Annotated in this window: 15 protein-coding genes; 13 read left to right on the forward strand and 2 right to left on the reverse strand. The window is 42.9% G+C overall.

Annotated elements, in window-relative coordinates; translation table 11 throughout:
• The first annotated feature begins 17 nt into the window (after window positions 1-17).
• Window positions 18-1253 (forward strand): C4-dicarboxylate transporter DctA, encoded by a 1236-nt coding sequence (gene dctA, locus I5M19_RS15520; RefSeq protein WP_200067273.1) that lies wholly within the window; start codon window positions 18-20, stop codon window positions 1251-1253.
• Between the two features lie 167 nt (window positions 1254-1420).
• Here dctA and I5M19_RS15525 read toward each other — a convergent pair whose 3' ends face one another.
• The gene (locus tag I5M19_RS15525) at window positions 1421-2158 is read right to left on the reverse strand and encodes a carboxypeptidase-like regulatory domain-containing protein (protein WP_200067274.1); all 738 of its coding nucleotides are present in this window, start codon (window positions 2156-2158) and stop codon (window positions 1421-1423) included.
• 196 nt (window positions 2159-2354) lie between these two features.
• Between I5M19_RS15525 and sucD the strand changes: the two genes are divergently transcribed.
• Entirely contained in the window at window positions 2355-3230 is an 876-nt protein-coding gene (sucD, locus tag I5M19_RS15530; RefSeq protein WP_200067275.1) for a succinate--CoA ligase subunit alpha, read from the forward strand.
• A gap of 102 nt (window positions 3231-3332) precedes the next feature.
• On the opposite strand, the gene I5M19_RS15535 is transcribed toward sucD, so the two are convergent.
• The gene (locus I5M19_RS15535; RefSeq protein ID WP_200067276.1) at window positions 3333-3845 is read right to left on the reverse strand and encodes a hypothetical protein; all 513 of its coding nucleotides are present in this window, start codon (window positions 3843-3845) and stop codon (window positions 3333-3335) included.
• Window positions 3846-4032: 187 nt separating this feature from the next.
• On the opposite strand from I5M19_RS15535, the gene I5M19_RS15540 reads away from it, so the two are divergent.
• The 11 genes from I5M19_RS15540 to ligA all read left to right on the forward strand — a co-directional run bounded on the left by I5M19_RS15540 (window position 4033) and on the right by ligA (window position 17509).
• Window positions 4033-4404: a methionine-R-sulfoxide reductase gene (locus tag I5M19_RS15540; protein WP_200067277.1), complete on the forward strand. Its 372-nt coding sequence runs from the start codon at window positions 4033-4035 to the stop codon at window positions 4402-4404.
• A gap of 637 nt (window positions 4405-5041) precedes the next feature.
• Window positions 5042-6016, forward strand: coding sequence for a ribonucleoside-diphosphate reductase small subunit (locus I5M19_RS15545; protein WP_200067278.1), 975 nt, complete (start codon window positions 5042-5044; stop codon window positions 6014-6016).
• 142 nt (window positions 6017-6158) lie between these two features.
• Window positions 6159-8531, forward strand: a complete 2373-nt coding sequence (locus I5M19_RS15550) for a ribonucleoside-diphosphate reductase subunit alpha (protein WP_200067279.1) — start codon at window positions 6159-6161, stop codon at window positions 8529-8531.
• 142 nt (window positions 8532-8673) lie between these two features.
• Window positions 8674-8871: a cysteine-rich CWC family protein gene (locus I5M19_RS15555; RefSeq protein ID WP_200067280.1), complete on the forward strand. Its 198-nt coding sequence runs from the start codon at window positions 8674-8676 to the stop codon at window positions 8869-8871.
• A 317-nt stretch (window positions 8872-9188) separates the two neighbouring features.
• Window positions 9189-9581: a hypothetical protein gene (locus I5M19_RS15560; RefSeq protein WP_200067281.1), complete on the forward strand. Its 393-nt coding sequence runs from the start codon at window positions 9189-9191 to the stop codon at window positions 9579-9581.
• Window positions 9581-9844 (forward strand): cysteine-rich CWC family protein, encoded by a 264-nt coding sequence (locus I5M19_RS18760; protein ID WP_200067282.1) that lies wholly within the window; start codon window positions 9581-9583, stop codon window positions 9842-9844. Before I5M19_RS15560 ends, I5M19_RS18760 begins: the two co-directional genes overlap by 1 nt.
• A gap of 706 nt (window positions 9845-10550) precedes the next feature.
• Entirely contained in the window at window positions 10551-11288 is a 738-nt protein-coding gene (locus tag I5M19_RS15570; RefSeq protein WP_200067283.1) for a hypothetical protein, read from the forward strand.
• Window positions 11289-11442: 154 nt separating this feature from the next.
• Entirely contained in the window at window positions 11443-12186 is a 744-nt protein-coding gene (fabG, locus tag I5M19_RS15575; RefSeq protein WP_200067284.1) for a 3-oxoacyl-[acyl-carrier-protein] reductase, read from the forward strand.
• Between the two features lie 156 nt (window positions 12187-12342).
• Complete coding sequence (locus I5M19_RS15580) at window positions 12343-14415, forward strand: hypothetical protein (protein ID WP_200067285.1); 2073 nt, start codon at window positions 12343-12345, stop codon at window positions 14413-14415.
• A 158-nt stretch (window positions 14416-14573) separates the two neighbouring features.
• Entirely contained in the window at window positions 14574-15416 is an 843-nt protein-coding gene (locus I5M19_RS15585; RefSeq protein ID WP_200067286.1) for an endonuclease/exonuclease/phosphatase family protein, read from the forward strand.
• A 77-nt stretch (window positions 15417-15493) separates the two neighbouring features.
• Complete coding sequence (ligA, locus tag I5M19_RS15590) at window positions 15494-17509, forward strand: NAD-dependent DNA ligase LigA (protein ID WP_200067287.1); 2016 nt, start codon at window positions 15494-15496, stop codon at window positions 17507-17509.

A 17509-nucleotide genomic window follows, 5' to 3' on the forward strand; every position in this document is an offset into this window, starting at 1 on the left:
TAACCATTTACTTATTAATGAAACGCTTATTTGGTAATCTTACCTTTCAGGTTATAGTCGCCATTTTATTAGGGGTGCTGGTGGGCCTGTACTTCAAGGATTTTGCACCCACGGCCAAACTTATCAGCGGGATATTCATCAAGCTGGTTACTATGCTGATAGCGCCAATTATTTTCTTCACCATTGTGCTGGGCATAGCCGGCATGAATGATATGAAAAAAGTGGGCCGCGTTGGCGGAAAAGCCCTGCTTTACTTTGAACTGGTTACCACGCTTGCCTTGCTTATAGGCGTTGTAGTGGCTAATGTAATTAAACCCGGAGCAGGCTTTATAAATCATGCTGCTGCAGATGCCGCCAAACTTAACGTGTATGAAAAAGCCGCTGCCGATATGCATTGGGGCGATTTTATAGCGCATATTGTACCCGGCAATGTGTTTGAGGCGTTTGCACAGGGAGATATATTGCAGATACTTTTTTTCGCCATATTATTTGGCTTCGGCCTTAGCCGTATGGGCGAGGCAGGGCAATCCGTTATCCGGTCATTTGATAAGCTGTCAAAAGTGTTCTTCAATATCATGAAGATCGTAATGCGGGTGGCTCCGTTGGGTGCCTTTGGCGGTATGGCTTATACCATCAGTACCTATGGTCTGTCAACGCTTAAGCCGCTGGCGCTGTTAATGGCATCGGTGTATATTACAATGGCGCTGTTCATATTTGTGGTGCTTAATATTATTTGCAGGGTATTTAAGTTCAGCCTGTGGGAGTATCTTAAACATATTAAAGAAGAAATACTTATTGTGTTGGGTACATCCTCATCAGAACCCGCGTTACCGGGTATGATGGAAAAACTGGAAAAGTTTGGCTGCTCCAAATCAGTTGTAGGGCTGGTGATCCCGGCCGGATATTCCTTTAATCTGGATGGTACCACCATATACCTGTCCATGTCGGTTATATTTTTGGCGCAGGTGTTTCATATCCCCTTATCGTTGGAGCAGCAGTTAAGTATTATAGGCATATTAATGATCACCTCAAAAGGTGCGGCAGGCGTTACCGGCAGTGGTTTTATTGTACTTACATCTACACTGGCGGCAATAAAGGTTATACCGGTAGAAGGCGTGGCGATATTGCTGGGGGTAGACAGGTTCATGTCCGAAGCACGGGCCATTACCAATGTGATAGGCAATGGCGTAGCTGCCATTGTGGTATCTAAAAGCGAGGGTGAATTTACCGGCTGGAAAAATGCAGAAGAATGATATTAACCTTTATAAAAGTTATTATAATATTTACAGGTATGGGATTGGCACTTGCTAATTTTATACCAGGGATTATAAAAAAGGATAAGTTAAAACAGCGAAAGGGAATACTCCTGTTTTTATTAACCTGGATGTTACTTATCATTATCGGCGCGTTAGATTTTATGCTAATGTAGTATCAGGGCCGTACCCCCGGAATTATTGTCAGCCCGGAACTCTTCGGTTTTTTCCTTAACGTATTGTATCAGCTCATAATCCGAAAGATGGTCTATTTGCTGTACCGATGGGCGGTATCTTACCAAAAATGTTTCGAGCGAATCACCTTTTAACTGTGATACATTACTTATCATGCTTTTATTGAAACGCTGGTTTATGTGGTTCTCTCTTTCATCTTTCAGCAGTTGCTTTTTCAGTTTCAATTGCGGGTCGTTCTTCCTGTTCAGCAGATCAATAATTTTAAAAACATCCACCGTAACAAACGCGAAGGGTACGTTGGTTGATGTAGGTCGGAAGATATCCGAAAACCGGGTGGGCTGGTAGTTAAACGTACGTTCAAATTCCCGGCGCGTATTAAGGGAATCTTTAAAGAAGTTCTTTTTTGCCATAATATGCACTTCATTCAGCTCTATAGATCCCGGCTCAAGCTGTACACTTATTTTGCGGGTAATTTTGCTGATGGCGTGTTTGTAAGGCTTATACCCCATAGTACTGATGCTGATGGTATCGGTATTGGGCGGCAGGCTAAAGTGGCCGTCGGCATCACTGTAAACAGCGCTTTTGCCGCCGCTTATTAAAATATAGGGGAGGGGGCGGCCGGTAGATCTGTCGGTTACGTTGCCCGTTATATCCTGCGCACCGGCATTAAAAAATAAAATACTTAAGGCGACAAATAAAAGATATTTCATCTATCTACAGTTTTAGGTTCCGTAAAGTTAATGAACGTTGCTGTTTATGCTCGCCGTTTAACATACTTTAACACGCTTTATTAATAACATTAAAGTAAATTTTAATGATAAATGGCGCAATCGCTTTTATAGGGCAAAATTTAATTTGACTTTAAAGCCAATAACTTTAGCTTTGCCATACAAAATAAAAAAACCAATGAGTGTTCTCGTAAATAAAGATTCCAAAGTTATAGTTCAGGGTTTTACAGGTAACGAAGGTACATACCACGCTACCCAGATGATTGAATATGGTACACAGGTAGTTGGCGGTGTTACACCGGGTAAAGGTGGCCAAACCCACCTGGACAGGCCCGTATTTAATACTGTTAAAGACGCGGTTGATGAAACCGGAGCTAATGTATCTATCATTTTTGTGCCGCCTGCCTTTGCCGCTGATGCGATAATGGAAGCTGCCGAAGCCGGAATTAAGGTTATTGTTTGTATCACCGAAGGCATCCCTACTAAGGATATGATAATGGTGAAAGAATACTTAACCGATAAGGACACCCGTTTAATTGGACCTAACTGCCCCGGTATTATTACAGCCGATGAAAGCAAGATTGGCATTATGCCGGGCTTTATCTTTAAAAAAGGTAATGTGGGTGTGGTATCAAAATCGGGTACATTAACTTACGAAGCTGTTGACCAGGTGGTTAAAGCAGGTTTAGGTATCACTACCGCTATTGGTATTGGTGGCGATCCTATTATTGGTACCCCAACCAAAGAAGCAGTGGAATTATTAATGAACGACCCAGATACCCATGGTATTATTATGATAGGTGAAATTGGCGGCGGTATGGAAGCTGAAGCCGCTCGCTGGATAAAGGAAAACGGTACTAAGCCTGTTGTGGGCTTTATAGCCGGCCAAACCGCGCCTCCGGGACGCCGTATGGGTCACGCGGGTGCTATTGTTGGCGGTGCCGATGATACCGCTGCCGCTAAAATGAAAATTATGGCCGAGTGTGGTATCCGCGTAGTGGAATCACCTGCTGAAATTGGCGCGGCAATGGCCGAAGAATTAGCAAAAAAATAGCAGATTCAAGACACTAAGTGTCAGGAACTAAAAAAAGATCCCGGTCATGTTTGGCCGGGATCTTTTATTTAAAGGGTTTATTACTGTAAACAGTAAACACAGTTATGAAGTTCCGTTCACTTTAAAGTTTAAAACCGTATTGGTACTCAGGTTTATTTTGATATTGAAAAAGCAGGGTCCGCCATCTAATACCATTACTACACCTTTTTTCCAGTATTTTTTTTCGTGCGGGGTACAAAAGCAATTTACCCAAACCAGTTTTTCGCCTTTTTTATCTGTAACGGCTATAAGCTGCTTATAATAATTGCCGGGTTTTTTAATAGCATCATGAACCAACACCACAGGCTGCGATTTGTCGGTTTTATTGTTTGCCTTGTTATACTCCTTTACCATTACCCGTATGATTTTCTCAATTTTGGCAATTTCCGCTGCCGACAGATCTGCCGGTTTTACATCGCTGTCAAACAAGAAACTATCACGGCTTTTAGTGTATGTTAACACCGCATAACGCGAGGTATCTATAGCCAGGGTGTCTGTTTCAGGCTGCATTGTATGTGGCCCAATATCCGGGTGGCCTTGCAGTATAAAATAAGTGATAAGGGTTAACAGATGCATCTACTATACTTTTACGTTTAAAATTAAACAATATCAGCCATAAATTGATTGCCCTTTTTTACGGTAATTCAAAAAGTCAATCCTTTGTAAACATTACGTGGCAAACAAATAAACGCGGCAAATTGTCGTATATTGATAACACTGAAACGCCGCGCTTGGGCATAAAAATATAAACGAGATAAAAATTATGGACTATAACAAATTAACACCCGAAGAGGAAAGGGTAATCATATATAAGGGTACCGAAAGGCCATTTACGGGTGAACTGTTGGATAATAAGGCACAGGGGGTGTATGTGTGCAAAAGATGCGACGCGCCTTTGTATACTTCCGAGTCGAAGTTTGAATCGCACTGCGGCTGGCCGAGTTTTGATGATGAGATACCCGGAGCTGTAAGGCGCGAAACCGATGCCGATGGCAGGCGGGTTGAGATCCTGTGCAATAATTGCGGCGCTCACCTCGGGCACGTTTTTGAAGGGGAATACCTCACACCCAAAAATGTGCGCCATTGCGTAAATTCCGTATCAATGAAATTTGTACCGGCCGATGAACTAAAATAAAACGCCACGTCAAAATTTATAAAAATGATGCTGCTTTTGGTGGCATCATTTTTTTGTTTTCCACAATTTTTATATCTGCAAAATTTTGCCGTATACACAATTTAAAATCAGTATAAAAATAATGTTTTTCATAGGTGAATGTACTATGTTTTTAATGTCATATTTGGCGGCTGTCCGCGGTTAACAAACAATTAATTTAGTGTTAAATAAAAGTTGCTTTTCATCTGTTAATATTTATTAATTGCTTGCAGCATAGTTGGTTGACTTTTACAGGCGATGGTGCAATAAATTCCAAAAAATATTTATTTGTTTATAACTTATAGGGGATGTTAAAAACTTAGACTACCTGTAAACTTGCGGATGCCCTATCTTTGAAGCATAAGTTCTTTCAACGCTATCCAATTACCGGTTTATCTGCCGGTGAAAGCGGAGGCCCATGTAAAAGCATGGGGATAAGGTTAAAGTTAAATTAGTTTAAAAAGGATCAAGTGAGGGTGTTTTGAACGAGTTTAAAATGATGACATTTTTCATCAGCAGGTAACTCGCGTGGAATTGTTGTCTCTAATTTAACCGTATGTCTTACAGCTATAAGATGAGTTGTTGAAGAGTTATTGAACACTGAAAAACATTTTTTGAGATGCCCGAGGAAACCGAATTATTATTAAGAGAGAACAAGGACCGCTTTGTTATTTTACCCATTAAGTACCCTGCTATATGGGAAATGTACAAAAAAGCTGAAGCCAGTTTCTGGACAGCCGAGGAGATCGATCTTTCGGACGATATGAAACATTGGGAAAAGCTTAACCCCGGCGAAAAACATTTTATATCGCACATCCTGGCATTTTTTGCCGCCAGCGATGGTATAGTGAACGAGAACCTGGCCATCAATTTCATGAGCGAGGTACAATTACCCGAGGCGCGTTGCTTTTACGGTTTCCAGATCATGATGGAGAACATCCATTCTGAAACATACGCGCTGCTTATTGATACTTATATTAAAGATGCAGTAGAAAAAGACCGCTTGTTCCACGCTATTGATACCGTGCCTTGTGTAGGTAAAAAAGCCGATTGGGCGCTGCGCTGGATAAATAACGGAACTTTTGCCGAACGTTTGGTGGCCTTTGCCGCTGTAGAGGGTATCTTCTTCTCCGGTAGTTTCTGCTCCATCTTCTGGCTTAAAAAGCGTGGCTTAATGCCGGGGCTTACCTTTAGTAACGAGCTGATATCGCGTGATGAGGGTTCGCACTGCGAATTTGCCTGTTTGCTGTACAGCATGCTGGAAAATAAACTTTCAAAAGAGGCGGCTACTAAAATTATTACCGATGCGGTGGAAATTGAAAAGGAATTTGTTACCGATGCTTTACCGGTTAACCTGATCGGGATGAACGCCAAGCTGATGAGCCAGTATATTGAGTTTGTGGCCGACCGGTGGTTAGGCGAGCTGGGTTACGATAAGGTGTACAACGCTACTAATCCGTTCGATTTTATGGAGATGATAAGCCTGCAGGGTAAAACCAACTTTTTTGAGAAAAGGGTAGGCGATTACCAGAAAAGCGGCGTAATGAATACCTCGGCAGACAGCAAATCATTTTCACTGGACGAGGACTTTTAAAGCAGTATAAGTGTATAAAGTGTCAAGTAGCAAGTCTGCTTAAAACTTATACAAGTACTAAGGATTATAATAAAAGGTGTTAACAAAATAAACAATAGATCAGGTCTGGATACTTGATACTAATTACTAAATACTTACCATTATGTTTGTAATAAAACGCGACGGCAGAAAAGAAAGCGTAAAATTTGACAAGATCACTGCACGGATAGAGAAACTGTGCTATGGTTTTAATTTGGTAGACCCTATAGATGTTGCCAAAAAGGTGATCGAGGGTTTGTATGACGGGGTAACCACGTCAGAACTGGATAACCTGGCGGCCGAAACGGCGGCATCGTTAACCACCAAGCACCCTGATTACGCCCTGCTGGCATCACGTATAGCGGTAAGTAACCTGCACAAAAATACTATCAAGTCGTTTTCCGAGACCATGAAGCTGATGTATGAGTATGTGGATTCAAAAACCCGCAAACCGGCATCCTTACTGGCTGATGATGTTTACGAGGTTATCAGGGATAACGCCGAATTACTGGATAGCACCATTATTTACGACCGCGATTTTGGCTTTGATTACTTCGGGTTTAAAACCCTCGAAAAATCATACCTGTTAAAAATAGAAGGTAAAATTGTAGAACGCCCGCAGCATTTATTTATGCGTGTATCGGTAGGTATCCACAAAAACGATATCGACAGCGTTATAAAAACCTATAACCTGATGAGCGAGCGTTGGTTCACCCATGCTACGCCAACCCTTTTCAATGCCGGTACGCCAAAACCGCAAATGTCGTCATGCTTTTTATTGACCATGCAGGATGATAGTATTGATGGTATATACGATACACTTAAACAAACCGCTAAAATTTCGCAAAGCGCGGGCGGCATAGGTTTAAGCATCCACAATGTAAGGGCCACCGGTTCCTACATCAGCGGCACTAACGGTACCAGCAACGGCATCATTCCTATGCTGCGCGTATTTAATGATACCGCCCGCTATGTTGATCAGGGTGGCGGTAAACGTAAAGGTGCTTTCGCTATTTATTTAGAGCCCTGGCATGCGGATATCTTTGAGTTTTTAGATCTGCGTAAAAACCATGGTAAAGAAGAAATGCGCGCACGCGATCTGTTCTACGCCCTTTGGGTTTCGGATCTGTTCATGAAACGTGTGGAAGCTAACGAAGACTGGAGCCTGTTTTGCCCGCATGAAGCACCCGGCCTTGCCGATTGCTTTGGCGACGAATTTGAAGCCCTTTATGAAAAATATGAAAAAGAAGGCCGTGCCCGTAAAACCATAAAAGCACAGGAACTTTGGTTCGCCGTGCTGGATTCACAGGTAGAAACCGGTACACCATACCTGTTGTATAAGGATGCCGCTAACAGCAAATCAAACCAGCAAAACCTGGGTACCATAAAAAGCTCTAACCTTTGTACCGAAATTATCGAGTACACCTCTAAGGATGAGGTTGCGGTTTGTAACCTGGCATCGCTTGCCCTGCCGCGCTATATTACTGATGGCGGGTTCGATCATGATAAATTATACGAGGTAACTTACCAGGCTACACTTAACCTGAACAAGATCATCGATAATAATTATTACCCGGTTAAAGAAGCCGAATACTCTAACCTGCGCCACCGCCCTATAGGTTTAGGGGTACAGGGTTTGGCCGATACCTTTATTGCCCTGCGCATGCCGTTCGAGAGCGAAGAGGCTAAGCAACTGAATAAAGATATCTTCGAGACCATTTACTTTGCCGCCATGACCGCCTCTAAGGATTTGGCGATAAAAGAGGGCGCTTACGAAACGTTTAAAGGCTCGCCTTTATCAAAAGGACAGTTCCAGTTTGATATGTGGGGTGTAAAACCTGAAAGCGGCCGTTGGGATTGGGAAAACCTGCGTTTAGATGTAATGAACCACGGTGTGCGTAACTCGCTGTTGGTAGCACCAATGCCTACCGCTTCTACCTCACAAATACTGGGTAACAACGAATGTTTTGAGCCTTATACCTCTAATATTTACACCCGCCGTGTATTAAGCGGAGAGTTTGTTATTGTGAACAAGCACCTGCTGCGCGATCTGGTTGACCTGGGCTTATGGACCACCGCCATGAAAGATAAAATCATCAGAGCGAACGGATCGATACAGGATATCCCTGAAATTCCTGCAGATATTAAGGAACTGTACAAAACCGTATGGGAAATTAAGATGCGTAACATTATTGATATGGCTGCCGACAGGGGCGCGTACATTTGCCAGTCGCAATCGCTTAACCTGTTCATTAACCAGCCCAATGCTTCAAAACTAACCTCGATGCACTTTTACGCATGGAAAAAGGGCCTTAAAACAGGTATGTATTACCTGCGCACACAGGCAGCATCGCAAGCGGTTAAGTTTACGGTTGAGAACCAGGGCGGCAAAAATATGGACGCTGTAATACCCGAAGTTGTTGCCGATGTGAATAACGATGTACCTGCAGGCCCTACCTGTTCAATGGAAGAAGGCTGCGTTACTTGTTCAGCATAGAAAGTCCGGAAATCCGCAAGTCGGAAGGTCCGTTAGATAAAAAAAAGACCTGCAGGCGGTATAGCTTGCGGGTCTTTTTGCGTTAAAACAAAAAAACATCTTCCGGACTTTCGGACCTCCCGACATCCGGTCTTATATTACCATGCCCAAACACGAGATCATCCCCTGTGAGCGTTGCGGCGCGAAATTTGAATGTAAGGCTAATGCATTCACCAAATGCCAGTGCAGTACCGTGCAGCTAACCCTTAACGAAGTGCAATACGTAAGCGAATTATACGAAGGCTGCCTGTGCGCCGCCTGCTTGCTGGAATTGCAGCAGGAGTATAGGGAAGCCTTATAACGGAAAATCCTATCCGTGATTTGACCGCAGCTATAAGTTCTGTACATTAATTTATGTCAAAGTGCATATAAAGATTTGATCTCACCATCAGCAACGACTTTCGTTTATAATTAATTATTAACTTTAGTTAAAATATTAAATCAATTTGTTTGATTAATTAAATTAATGAAGTTATATTTAACTATAAAATAAATTTAGTTATTATGGAAGAAAGATCGCCACCTAATCACCCTTTATCGTTTAGTTAGCTTAACTATTACAGTGATCTAGTTACAGTACTATTCAATTATTGTTTTAACCAATTAAAACTTAAAAAAATGAAAAGAAAAGTAATTTACAGCCTCATAGCAGGCCTTGTTTTAGCTGTTGTTTATTCATTCACAGTGCTAAAACCGGTTAATAAAAAAGTAGTTGTAAAAACAAATTCAATACAGCAGTATGCATGTTCAACGGTTATATCTAATATTAATAAAAGCTATAACTATGGTAATAATACTGTAACCATTACATTTAGTATATCAGGTGATATCCCCAGTTATACTAACTGTGGTGGTAATTATTATTGCTCTACCGGTACCAGCTTTTCCGTTAACACCACAAGTTTGACGGTAACTATACCACTTGGCCCCGGCGGCTGTGGCGGTAACGGAAGGCTTACACCAGTGTGTTCTGGTGGTATGTCCGGAAATGGAGTAGTATTTAGTTTTTAATGCTATTAAGGCAATTTTATTGGTCGTTATTAATATGGATTACTGATAAAATTGCCTTAGGTTTAGATATTGTAAAGCATCAACATATACAAGAAATTTTTATTATTGGGTCTCAATATCTTTATTTATTCACCACATGCCAGTGCAGTACCATGCAGCTAACCCTTAACGAAGTGCAATACATAAGCGAATTATACGAAGGCTGCTTATGCGCCGCCTGTTTGCTGGAATTGCAGCAGGAGTACAATAAAGATTTAAGATAAAAATTAAGAGATTAAATATTTATTTATGTTGTTTTATAGAAATATTGTATTTACCTTTAGTTAATATGTGATTATAATTAACTAAAAATTAAACCATGAAAGATTTTAAAAGCAACCAGAAAGCCTTAACAAGGCACGAAATGAAAGCAATTAAAGGTGGGGGTAACTACTGTAGTACTGACAGTCAATGCCCTCGAGTTTGCGGTGGCCACGATGTAATAGACGCATATGAATGTATTAGTCATCAATGTGTATTAGTTCCATGTGATTATATGAATGGTTGATACTATGCATGAGTTTATTACGCCTTGAATTTTAACTAAAGGAAACAGGCAATATTACAATGAAGTTATTGAAAGATTGTCTGTTTTTTCGTATATTTGTATATAACACCACAGGATTTTTAATCCCCAATAACCTCACTCTTTCAAAATCCTCCAAAACCGCATATTTTTTACGGTACAGTTATTGTTTTTAATATTTAATTATTTGTATTTCAGTTAGTTAAATAGGTATTGAGCAGAAAAATTAAGACACTCATTACAGCTTTTTGCCTGTGCCCCTGCACAAATTAAGACGGTTAAAACACGTTAAGCCTGTCCACCCACAAAAATTAAGACACCCTATAAATAATTTCCTTGTTTTTTTTCTCAGGTTCAGGTAATTGCATTAGTTTAGTACACTAAACTAAATCTTATCTCACAAAATGTACCCTCATCCGCCTAAGCAGCCCATCCGTTGGGTTTACTTATTCCTTTTTGCCTTTTTTATGATCATTTGGTCGCCTTCAAAAGCACAGCACTCATCAAGTAAGGGCATGAATGCCGATGGCGATGTAATGCATGGCAATAGCTACAATAGCGGTGGTATCATCCGGCAGGATGGCTGGTCGGTAGCACTTAGTGGCGGTTACGAGGCTCCCCTCGGCGATCTTAAAGAAACCTATAACGCCGCGCCAACTTTTGGCGCTACCGTTACCCGGCGCATGGGTAATGTTATCTATACCGGCACGGCAGATTACCGCAGTTACAAACCAAAGCAAAGCGAGTTCCCCTACACTTATGATGATGTTACCTACCTCACCGCAACATATAGCAATTACCAGGGAATAGGGCTGTATGCAGGCATTGGCTATGAACTACCCATAACCGGCCTGCTTGATGTTTACGGGGGTATAAACGGCGGGGTGATGTTCACCAAATACGAAATGTACGCAACGGACGGGGCGTATACGGACAGTTACGTATCGTCAAGTTCAAAAATATCCTACCTGGGGCCAAAACTGGGTTTTAACTGTGCCATCAACAGAAAAATCAGCATAGGGATAGAGGCAAGGTACAGTTTGGGCATATCAGGCGCCAGTTATAACACAAGGTACGGAGGCTCAACTACTAAGGCATTTAATTCGTACGCGGGTAATTTATTTTTAACCTACAGCTTTTAAACAGGTTCATGTAAGGGTAATACATAGATGATCGTGTTTTTACTATCTACTTGACTTACTACGGTCTTCCGGACTTCCCGTCTTTCGGTCTTCCGGACTTCCGACTTTCCTACTAATTCCCTATCTTCACCCCCTGCAAAATCATAATAAAACTATGAAATTACTGGAAGGAAAAACAGCGCTGATCACCGGCGCATCTAAAGGAATAGGCCGTAAAATAGCGGAGAAATTTGCCGAGCATGGCGCCAACGTAGCATTCACTTACTTATCGTCTGTTGAAAAAGGACAGGCTTTAGAACAGGAACTGCAAGGCTTTGGCACTACCGTAAAAGGTTACCGCAGCGATGCATCCAAATTCGACGAGGCCGAAAAACTGATCAACGATATTGTGGCCGATTTTGGCACACTGCACATTGTAGTGAACAACGCGGGTATCACCAAGGATGGCCTGCTCATGCGCATGACCGAAGAGCAATGGGACGATGTGCTGAACGTTAACCTGAAATCTATATTTAATGTAACCAAAGCGGCATCTAAGATCATGATGAAAAACCGCCAGGGGGTGTTTATTAACATGAGTTCGGTAGTAGGGGTACAAGGTAATGCCGGGCAATCTAACTACGCCGCTTCAAAGGCAGGTATCATCGGTTTCTCAAAATCGGTAGCTAAGGAATTAGGCTCACGTAATATCCGTACCAATGTGGTAGCACCGGGTTTTATCCGCACCGAAATGACCGAAGTACTGGATCCTAAAGTGGTAGAGGGTTGGGCAGCGGCTATCCCGCTTAAACGTGCCGGCGAAACTGAAGACGTTGCCAATGCCTGTGTTTTCCTGGCATCAGATATGGCCGCTTACATTACCGGGCAGGTTATCCCTGTTGACGGCGGAATGCTTTAATTTTAAATTCAAAACTAAAAATTCAAAAGTCAGGATCCATTCGGGTTTTGGCTTTTTTGTTGGGATTTAATTCATTCCATTCACAATAAATTCGCATTTTGCGGGTATGGATGTTATGCGTTTATCTAACCATTCACAACTCACTATTCACAAAAGATGTCACTAACCTGGGAATCGGTTTCCGGATGGTGGTTGCCTGCCTGTTTAGTGCTTGGCTTGTTATACGCCTGGCTGATGTACCGGCAGCCGGTGCGGCTGGCAAAGCAGGCACGGTATGCGCTTTTTGCCGTAAGAGCCATAGTGGTTACCCTCATAGCAGTATTATTACTTTCCCCGCTGATTAAGTCGGTAAGTTATCTGCCCCAAAAACCATTGATATTAATTGCTCAGGATAATTCACAATCCATAAAGTTATTTGGGAAAACTCCGGCTAAACCTAATACTGCCGGGGCTTTAAATTCCCTTAAAAACCAATTAGGCAACGAATACGAAGTACACGAATTTAATTTTGACAAGGAGCTGCACAATGGTTTGTCGAACACGTATAATGGCAGGCAAACCGATATTTCGGCAGCGCTGCGCCAGCTTAATGAGCGTTTTGTGAACCGCAACATAGGCGCGCTGATATTGGCTACCGATGGTTTGTATAACATAGGCGCCGATCCGCAATACGAGGCGCGCAATATAAAAACCAGCATTTATACCATTGCCGAAGGTGATACCATACCCCGCCGCGATCTGCTTATCGGCAACATCAACTATAATAAGACCGCTTTTTTGGGTAACGATTTTGAGGTGGAGCTGTTGGCAGAAGCCTACCAGAGCAAGGGCGAAAACATACACCTCTCCGTAACTGAAGATGGCAGGCAGGTACACAGCCAAAATATCGGCATAACATCAGATGCTTTTAAAAAGATAATTCAGCTGAAACTGAATGCCGATAAAAAATGGATGCGCAAGTTTACGGTAACCCTGAGCGCGGTAAGTAACGAGCTATCCCTGCAAAACAATACCGAAACCTTTTATGTAGAAGTGCTGGACGCCCGCCAAAAGGTACTGCTGGTGTATGATGCACCTCACCCTGATATCAGCGTGATAAAACAGGGTATAGAAAGCGACAAGAACTTTGAGGTAACTACCGGCTTAACAGATGACCTCGCCTCGCTAAAGCTCAGCGATTATAGCATGGCTATACTTTACCAGCCCTCGGCAGCAAGCTACCCCCGGTTAAAGTCAGTTATCGATAGTAAAATGCCCGTATGGTATATAGCAGGCATGCAAACTGACGTTAACGGGTTTAATAACGCGCAAAAAGCAATACAGATAAGTACCTCGCGGTCTGATGCGCAGGAAGTTTTCGCGCAGCCCGCCGCAGGGTTTTCAGCCTTTACACTCTCGGATTCTACCCAAAACAAAATAAGTAAAATGCCGCCCCTGCTGGCACCTTTTGGTATCTACCAAAGCCCGGCATCCGCATCGGTATTGCTGAAACAAAAAATAGGGAATATTGCCACTAATTATCCCTTGCTGGCGTTTAGCGAAGCCGACGGCAGGCGTACAGCGGCACTGGCAGGCGAGGGTTTATGGCGCTGGCAACTGGCGGGTTACCAAACCTATGGTAACCACCATGCGGTAGAGGAATTGCTTACGCAAATTGTACAGTATTTAACCGCCAATGCCAACCGTAACAGGTTCAGGGTTTATCCTGCTAAGCAAGTGTTTGACGAAGGCGAGAATATCCTGCTGAATGCCGAATTATATAACGATGCTTTGCAACTCATCAATACCCCGGATGTAAGTATTAATCTTAAAAATCAGAATGGTAAAAACTACAGCTTTTTATTTACACGCTCGGGGCAAAGTTATCAGCTGAACGCGGGCAGCCTGCCCGTGGGCGATTATACTTACGCGGCAAACGTTAAAAACGGAAAAGAACAATACAGCGCCAAGGGGATAATAACCGTTAAACCGCTCAATCTGGAGGCGCGGCAAAGCACTGCGGATCATGCTTTGTTAAGAAGCATCTCGGCACGGTCGGGCGGGCAAATGTTGTATCCATCGCAGATTGATCAACTGGCCGGGCTTATCCGTAAGAATGAAAATATTAAAACCGTGGTTTACGAAGATAAACACTACAGCGAGCTGATAGATATTAAATGGGTGTTCGTGCTGATAGTATTATTGCTGAGCACCGAATGGTTTATCAGAAAGCGCGAAGGCGAAGTGTAGCAATAAATATTAAAAATTTATTGCAGCGTAAACATAAGCTCCCTAATATTGAAACTTCAAAAACAGGATCATTACCGATGGTTAAACCAACATATAAAACAACAGTTGTCTGCTGCTTTAGCCGAAACTAAAATTAATAACTATAAAACAAATCATCCATGAAAAACAAATTCATCATTATTGTCCTGTTGCTATTGGCCAGCACCTCGTTAACACAGGCACAGCAATTAAATATAGGTACTTATAACCTGCGGTACGATGCCAAATCTGATTCCATTGCAGGCAACGGCTGGCGGCAACGGTATCCCAATATTGCGCAGCTCATCATGTTTAATGAATTGGACGTATTTGGCACACAGGAAGGTCTTTACCACATGCTGAATAACCTCACCGATAGCCTGCCGGGTTACAAATGGATAGGAGCCGGACGCGATGACGGTAAAAATGGCGGAGAGCATTCCGCTATTTTTTATAAGGCTGATAAATTCAAGATCCTCAAAAGCGGCGATTTCTGGCTGTCCACCATTACCGACCGACCAAATAAAGGCTGGGACGCGGTATTACCCCGTATTTGCAGCTGGGCGGAATTTCAGGATAAAAAAACAGGCTTTAAATTTTTCTTCTTCAACCTCCATATGGATCATATAGGTGTTATCGCCCGTAAAGAAAGTTCCAAACTGGTATTAACCAAAGTACGCGAAATGGCGGGTAACACCCCAACCATTGTGACCGGAGATTTTAATGTTGATCAAACTTCCGACAGTTATGCGGTGCTGAACGATTCCGGCTTATTTAAGGATAGTTACGAATTATCGCCTGTAAAACTGGCACCGTCAAACACCTTTAACGGGTTTGATGCCAATACCGCAGGCCACAGCCGTATCGATCATATTTTTGTGAGCAAACAGTTTAAGGTTACCCGTTATGGTATACTTACCAATACCTATCATGGCCGCACCCCGTCAGATCATTACCCCGTGGTGATCACGATAAAGTATTGATACAGGCTACCAGCAAATTAGTAAAATGCACTGCTATGTTTTATTTACTGTAAGCTAAAAAAACTATCTTCGTTTCCATGTCGCCCGCTGAAGCAAAAAAACTGATTGAGTCGCTTACCGCCGAACTTAAGCAGCACAATTACAACTATTATGTGCTGGCAATGCCAACCATTGCCGATTTCGATTTTGATAAAAAACTGGAGCAGTTAAACGTGCTGGAGAAGCAATTTCCGGAATTTGCCGACCCCGATTCGCCAACCCAAAAGGTAGGGGGCGATATTACCAAGGAGTTTGTTACAGTAAAGCACCGCTGGCCAATGCTATCCTTAGGGAACACCTATAACGCGCAGGAGTTGCTGGAGTTTGACCAGCGCGTGCGCAAAGCCATAGGCGATAACTTTGAGTACGTATGCGAACTGAAGTTCGACGGCTTATCCATGAGCTTAACTTACGAGAACGGCAAACTGCTGCGTGCGGTAACCCGCGGCGATGGCACCAAAGGCGATGAGGTAACCACCAACGTCCGCACCATACACAGCATACCCAAAAAGTTAGCACCCGGTAACTATCCGGATATGTTTGAGATAAGGGGCGAGGTTTTTATGCACCTTAAGGCTTTTGAACGATTAAACAACGAGCGTATAGATGCCGGAGAATTACCTTATGCAAACCCGCGTAACTTCGCATCGGGTACCATAAAACTGCAGGACTCTGCCGAGGTGGCTAAACGCCCGCTGGATTGCTTTCTGTACTTTTTATATACGGATAAACCGGTGTTCAAAACTCATTGGGAAAGCCTGCAGGCAGTAAAGCAATGGGGTTTTCATGTAAACGAACACAGCAGGCTTTGCACCGATATTAACGGGGTAATGGAATTTATTACCAAATGGGATAAAGACCGTTTTGGCCTGAGTTATGATATTGACGGTATTGTTATTAAAGTGAACAGTTACGCGCAGCAGCACGAGCTGGGTTTTACCGCTAAGTCGCCGCGCTGGGCCATATCCTATAAGTTTAAGGCCGAAAGGGTAGAAACTGAACTGTTAGAAGTAACTTACCAGGTTGGCCGTACCGGAGCCGTTACACCGGTAGCTAATTTAAAACCTGTACAGCTGGCCGGCACCACCGTAAAACGCGCCACCCTGCATAATGCCGACGAAATAACCGTAAGGCTGCAGCTGCACGAAGGCGATACCGTTTTCGTGGAAAAGGGCGGCGAAATTATCCCCAAGATCATCAGCGTAAATTTGGATAAGCGTAAACCCGGTGCCAAGCCCATTTACTATATTACCCATTGCCCGGCTTGTAACACCGAACTGTTGCGGCAGGAGGGAGAGGCTGCTTATTACTGCCCTAACGACGAAGGATGCCCGCCGCAGATAGTAGGTAAAATGCAGCATTTTATTAGTCGTAAGGCCATGAATATTGATGGCCTGGGCGATGAAACCATCGATACCCTGTATCAAAAAGGATTTATTACCCATATTAGCGATCTGTACAACCTTCATCAGCATGCGGATGAGTTGAAACAGTTGGGCCGCTTTGGCGAAAAATCCATCAATAATATGCTGGAAGGTATAGAGAAATCTAAACAGATGCCTTTTGAGAAAGTGCTTTTTGGCTTAGGGATCCGCTATGTAGGCGAAACGGTAGCCAAAAAGCTGGTTGCCCATTTTAAAAATATTGATAATTTAATGGCAGCAAGTACCGAAGAGCTTACCGCTGCCGACGAAATTGGCGAACGCATAGCCCAAAGTATTACCACTTATTTTGCTGATGAAACACATCGCCGGGAAATAGAAGAACTTAAGGCAAGCGGATTACAGTTTGTTGCCGAGGAGCGCGAAGTAAAGCTGGCAAGCGAAAAACTGGCCGGGCAAAGCTTTATTATTTCAGGCGTGTTCGAAAGGTTTTCGCGCGAGGAGCTTAAAGAAATGATAGAGCAGAACGGCGGTAAAATTTTAAGCAGTATATCCGCTAAACTGAACTACTTGGTTGCCGGTGATAATATGGGTCCGGCCAAACTGGAAAAGGCCACCAAACTAAATATACCAATTATTAGTGATGCCGAGTTACTGGCAATGATAAAGTAA

The sequence above is a fragment of the Mucilaginibacter segetis genome (genome assembly GCF_016522075.1).
Classification (GTDB): domain Bacteria; phylum Bacteroidota; class Bacteroidia; order Sphingobacteriales; family Sphingobacteriaceae; genus Mucilaginibacter; species Mucilaginibacter segetis.